The organism is Candidatus Nanopelagicales bacterium (assembly GCA_018003655.1).
Lineage (GTDB): Bacteria > Actinomycetota > Actinomycetes > S36-B12 > UBA10799 > JAGNDY01.
In genome coordinates this window covers 1-4,958 of record JAGNDY010000113.1, presented here as the reverse complement: position 1 = coordinate 4,958, position 4,958 = coordinate 1, and the positions used below count along the sequence as shown (strand labels likewise).

5 protein-coding genes are annotated in these 4,958 nt (G+C 62.9%); 1 reads left to right on the top strand and 4 read right to left on the bottom strand.

Features of this window, described 5'->3' with window-relative positions:
• The coding region (gene secA / locus KAZ48_10635; protein MBP7973248.1) for a preprotein translocase subunit SecA at positions 1-2,756 on the bottom strand (2,756 nt) is incomplete at its 3' end.
• Positions 2,757-2,819: 63 nt separating this feature from the next.
• On the opposite strand from secA, the gene KAZ48_10630 reads away from it, so the two are divergent.
• Positions 2,820-3,134: a hypothetical protein gene (locus KAZ48_10630; protein MBP7973247.1), complete on the top strand. Its 315-nt coding sequence runs from the start codon at positions 2,820-2,822 to the stop codon at positions 3,132-3,134.
• On the opposite strand, the gene KAZ48_10625 is transcribed toward KAZ48_10630, so the two are convergent.
• The 3 genes from KAZ48_10625 to KAZ48_10615 all read right to left on the bottom strand — a co-directional run.
• Positions 3,131-3,790, bottom strand: a complete 660-nt coding sequence (locus KAZ48_10625; protein ID MBP7973246.1) for a response regulator transcription factor — start codon at positions 3,788-3,790, stop codon at positions 3,131-3,133. The genes KAZ48_10630 and KAZ48_10625 overlap by 4 nt on opposite strands.
• A gap of 8 nt (positions 3,791-3,798) precedes the next feature.
• Positions 3,799-4,443, bottom strand: a complete 645-nt coding sequence (gene raiA / locus KAZ48_10620) for a ribosome-associated translation inhibitor RaiA (GenBank protein MBP7973245.1) — start codon at positions 4,441-4,443, stop codon at positions 3,799-3,801.
• Positions 4,444-4,817: 374 nt separating this feature from the next.
• Positions 4,818-4,958: hypothetical protein (locus KAZ48_10615; protein MBP7973244.1), on the bottom strand; the 141-nt coding region annotated here is incomplete at its 5' end.

Sequence of the window (4,958 nt, the reverse complement as noted above, 5' to 3'; positions counted from 1 at the left end):
GTTCCGTCGGCGACCTCAGAAGGTGCCGTGTACTGCAGCGCCTTCGGCCGGCTCGGACTCAGTCCCGGAGCCTCGACATGCGGGTGGGCTGCGGCAGCGGCAAGCACGGCGGACACGCCCTGTGCGGCTGCGATAGCTTCCTCGCGGTCAGCCTCAGAACCTTCAATCGCGTCCACCTCGTCCTCGTTGACGGTGACGTCGACGTTGAAGAGGTAACCGACTGATTCCTCCTTGATCGCGCCCATCATCGCTTGGAAGAGGTCAAAGCCTTCTTTCTGGTACTCCACGAGCGGATCGCGCTGCGCCATCGCCCGCAGGCCAATGCCCTCTTGGAGGTAGTCCATCTCATACAGGTGTTCGCGCCACTTGCGGTCAAGTACTGAGAGCACGACACGACGCTCAAGTTCGCGGGTCACGTCGGTACCCAGTGCCTCTTCGCGCGCGTCATAAGCCTGCTGAATGTCCTCCTGCAGTTCCTCCGTGAGGAACTCCCGACTCAAACCACTGCGACCACCACCGGAGCGCTGCTCGAGGTCCTCGATACTCACGCCGACTGGGTACAGGGTCTGCAGGTGGGTCCACAGTGCCTCAAGATCCCACTCTTCCGGGAAACCATCGGTCGTCGCGCCGATGACTGCCGCCGCAATGGCGTCATCCAGGAAACTGCGGACCTGATTCTCTAGATCCTCACCCTCAAGAACCCGATGCCGTTCGTCATAGATCACGAGTCGTTGGCGGTTCATGACCTCGTCGTACTTGAGCACGTTCTTGCGGATCTCAAAGTTCTGCGACTCGACCTGGCCCTGTGCACTGGCAATTGCTCGGGTGACCATCTTGGCTTCGATCGGCACATCGTCGGGAACGTTGAACCGGCTGAGGAACGCCTCCACCATGGCGGCATTGAACCTGCGCATCAAGTCGTCTTGCAGCGACAGGTAGAAGCGGGTTTCACCTGGGTCGCCCTGGCGCGCCGACCGACCGCGCAGTTGGTTGTCGATCCGGCGCGACTCGTGCCGCTCGGTTCCCAACACATACAACCCGCCGAGTTCGATGACCTCCTCGTGCTCAGTCTTGACCGACTCCTGCTCCTTGTCGAGCGCGTCCGCCCACGCCGCCTCGTACTCCTCCGGCGTCTCGACCGGAGACAGACCCCGGTCGGCCAACTGCGCGGAGGCTCGGAACTCCGGGCTTCCGCCGAGCATGATGTCCGTGCCACGGCCAGCCATGTTGGTCGCGACCGTCACGGCACCTTTGCGACCTGCCTCGGCAACAATGGTGGCCTCACGATCGTGGAACTTGGCGTTGAGGACCTCGTGCCGGACACCCGCCGCTCGCAGCGCCTTGGACAGCACCTCGCTCTTCTCCACACTGACAGTTCCGACGAGCACCGGCTGCCCTGCTTCGCTTCGCTCGGCGATGTCTTCCACCACGGCAGCGAATTTGGCTTCCTCTGTGCGGTAGACGAGATCGGGCTCATCGAGCCGGATGTTCTGCTTGTTGGTCGGGATCGGAACCACGCCGAGCTTGTAGATCTGGCTGAACTCAGCAGCCTCGGTCATCGCGGTACCGGTCATCCCGCCGAGCTTGTTGTACAGGCGGAAGAAGTTCTGCAGGGTGATGGTGGCCAGAGTCTGGTTCTCGGCCTTGATCTCGACACCCTCCTTGGCCTCGATGGCTTGGTGGAGACCCTCGTTGTAGCGCCGTCCCGCCAAGATGCGACCGGTGTGCTCATCCACGATCAGCACCTCGCCGTCAATAACGACGTAGTCCTTGTCTTTCTTGAACAGTTCCTTGGCCTTCAGCGCGTTGTTCAGGTAACCGACGAGCGGAGTGTTCACGGCCTCGTAGAGGTTCTCCATCCCGAGCCAGTCCTCGGTCTTCTCCACGCCTGACTCAAGGATGCCGACGGTTCGCTTCTTGACGTCAACCTCGTAGTCATCCTCGACGTCCAGGCGCGTGACCAGCTTGGCGAAGTCGGCGTACCACTTTGGCTCCTGATCGCTCGGCCCGGAGATGATCAGTGGCGTGCGCGCCTCGTCGATCAGGATGGAGTCAACCTCGTCAACGATGGCAAAGTGATGCCCACGTTGGACCATCTCTTCTTTGGACCACGCCATGTTGTCGCGCAGGTAGTCGAACCCGAACTCGTTATTGGTGCCGTAGGTGATGTCGGCGTTGTAGGCAACTCGACGCTGCTCGGGGGTCATCGACGACAGAATGCAGCCGACCTCAAGGCCGAGGAAGCGGTGAACCCTGCCCATCCACTCGGAGTCGCGCTCAGCGAGGTAGTCGTTGACCGTGATGATGTGCACCCCGTCGCTGGCGAGCGCGTTGAGGTAGGCCGGAAGCGTTGACACCAGCGTCTTGCCTTCACCCGTACGCATCTCGGCAATGTTGCCGAGATGCAGCGCCGCGCCACCCATGATCTGAACGTCGTAATGGCGCTGTCCGAGTGTGCGTCGCGCAGCCTCGCGGACGGTGGCAAACGCCTCGGGAAGTAAGTCGTCGAGCGTCTCCCCGGCTGCCAGTCGCTCGCGGTACTCATCGGTCAGCGCCCGAAGCTCGGTGTCGCTGAGATCGACAAAGTCCTCCTCCAGCGCGTTGACCTGACCGGTGAGGCCGACCAATTTGCGCAGAGTCTTGCCTTCACCAGCACGCAGAACCTTGTCCCAAATCGCCACTCGGTCATGGTACGCAGTCCAGCCGGTGGAGGCCACGGCGCACAGAGATCGGCGCCGAGATCCCGCCGAACGCATTTGTTCGACCTGACTTCTGCGAAACGCCGCACACGGACCACGACGCTGAGGCATGCTGACGCCGTGCCGGATTCACTACCTCCCGCAGCGAACACCGAGATCGCCGCAGGAACCATGCAACTGCAGCCCATTGACGCTGCCTCGCGAGCGGGTGCGATTGCCGCCTTGGGGACTCTCGTCCGCCGAGCGACGGCGGTTTGGGTCGCCCGTGACGCCACCACAGCGGTCCCACGCGCCTACGCGGCGCTGATTGCCAGCGGCAATCACTTCGAGGTGCGATCAGCTCCCGGCCTCTACGGCGACGTGACCGACGCGGAGGAAGCCCGGGAAGTCATCCGGCGCTTCGCCCAGAATGGCCTGGGAGTAGTCGCCAGCTAGCCGAGCCCGAGCAATCCCCGTCTCGCGGCCGTTACGACGGCCTCGGTGCGCGTCCGGACGCCGAGCTTCTCGTGGACGCTGCGCATGTGGTTCTTCACCGTGTTCTCGCTGATGTGGAGTTGATTGGCGACGTCGCGGTTGTGCATACCGTCAGCGACCAACCGCAGCACCTCAAGCTCTCGCGCTGTCAGTGCCCCAGCTGGCATGGGTCCGCTGAGCCGAGAAGCAGCGGCAACCTGAGTCAATAGCCGATTGGCAACGTCGCCGGACAAGGTCGATCGACCCAACAGGCCCTGTTTGACTGTCATCAGCACATCGGCAATCGGCGCACCGCGAGCAAGCACGCCAGTGACGCCAACCTTCACCATCGTCACGACGTCAAGTTCGCGATCGGTGTCGGTGATGACGATCAAGCAAACACCGGGTACCTGTTGTGACAGTTCGCCAGCGGCCCGCATGACTGACGCCGAGTTGCGGGGAACGCCCAACAACACCAATTCCGGCGCCCACTCGAGTGCATCGGCGACCAAAGCGACCGGATCCGCCGACGATTCGAACACGTCGATCCCTGGATCAGCCGCGAGAGTCGCCACTAGACCCCGCGCGACCAGTGGCTGGTAGTCAGCCACCATGACGCGCTGGTTTGGAGCACTCACCAGTGGAGTCAGCCCCCGGCCGAGTTGGCTGCCGTGTCGATCCGGATCAATCCGTAGTCGTAGCCACGTCGACGGTAGACAACCGCCGGTGCCGCAGATTCGACCTCGTGGAAAAGGAAGAAGTCGTGGCCGACAAGTTCCATCTCCGTCACGGCTTGTTCGATGGTCATGGGAGTGGTCGGATGGGTCTTGTCCCGCACCACCACCGGACCAGCCGCGAACAACTCGTCGTCGACATCGACCTCAGTCTGGCTGACCTCCGCAACCGGTGATTCCTCCTCGAGGACGTCGTCTCCGAGTTCGGCCGGCAGGTCAATGCGCTTGGCATGACGCGCGGTGCGATGGAATCGCGAACGATCGTGGGCTCGCCGCAGTTGTTGCTCGAGGCGGTCGAACGCCATATCGAGGGAGCTGTACTTGTCTGCGGCGTAGGCCTCGGCCCGGATGATCGGCCCGTCCCCGCGGCAGGTCAACTGGACAGCAAAGGCGCGATCGGCGAGCCGCGGGTTGTTCTCCTTGGACAACTCGACATCGATGCGAGATATCGGCACACCGAAGCGATCTGCTCGCCCGAGCTTGCTCTGGGCCTGCTCCTTGAACCGACTCGACACGTCAACGTGCCGACCCCGAACCACGATCTCAACGTCACTCATCGGGTGACCTCCGCTCTCCTGTAGGACGTCCCATCTTGCACTTCTGCACTGGCAAGCACCCGCCCGGCCGACCTGGTCTTCGACCCCACACCTGCCTGCTGCGAATGCCGCGGAGTTATCCGACGTTCATCCGACTCCCGTTGACGCCGACCATCTGAGTCGGCGGCGGGGCAGGGCTTACTTCTAAGCCGCACCGTGATCAGACACCTTTCGGTGCCCTTACGTGGACCGTTTTGCCTGCGACTGGCATCGGCTTGCCAGGTTCCTCCCGTAAGGGCGAACCCGACGCAACCACGGACCCGGGCGGGTGCCATGACTCCACGCTATCCCGAGCGGCGGGTCGGCGCATCGGCTACTCACCCTCGGAAACCAAATCAGGTCGAGGCGCTGGCGAGAGCGACCGCACCCACAGCCTCGGCGCCGGCAGCCCAGAGCGCTCGGTGGGCTTCAGCCATCGTCGCACCTGTGGTGACAACATCGTCGAAGATCACGTACTGCCGACCCGGTGCGAGCCG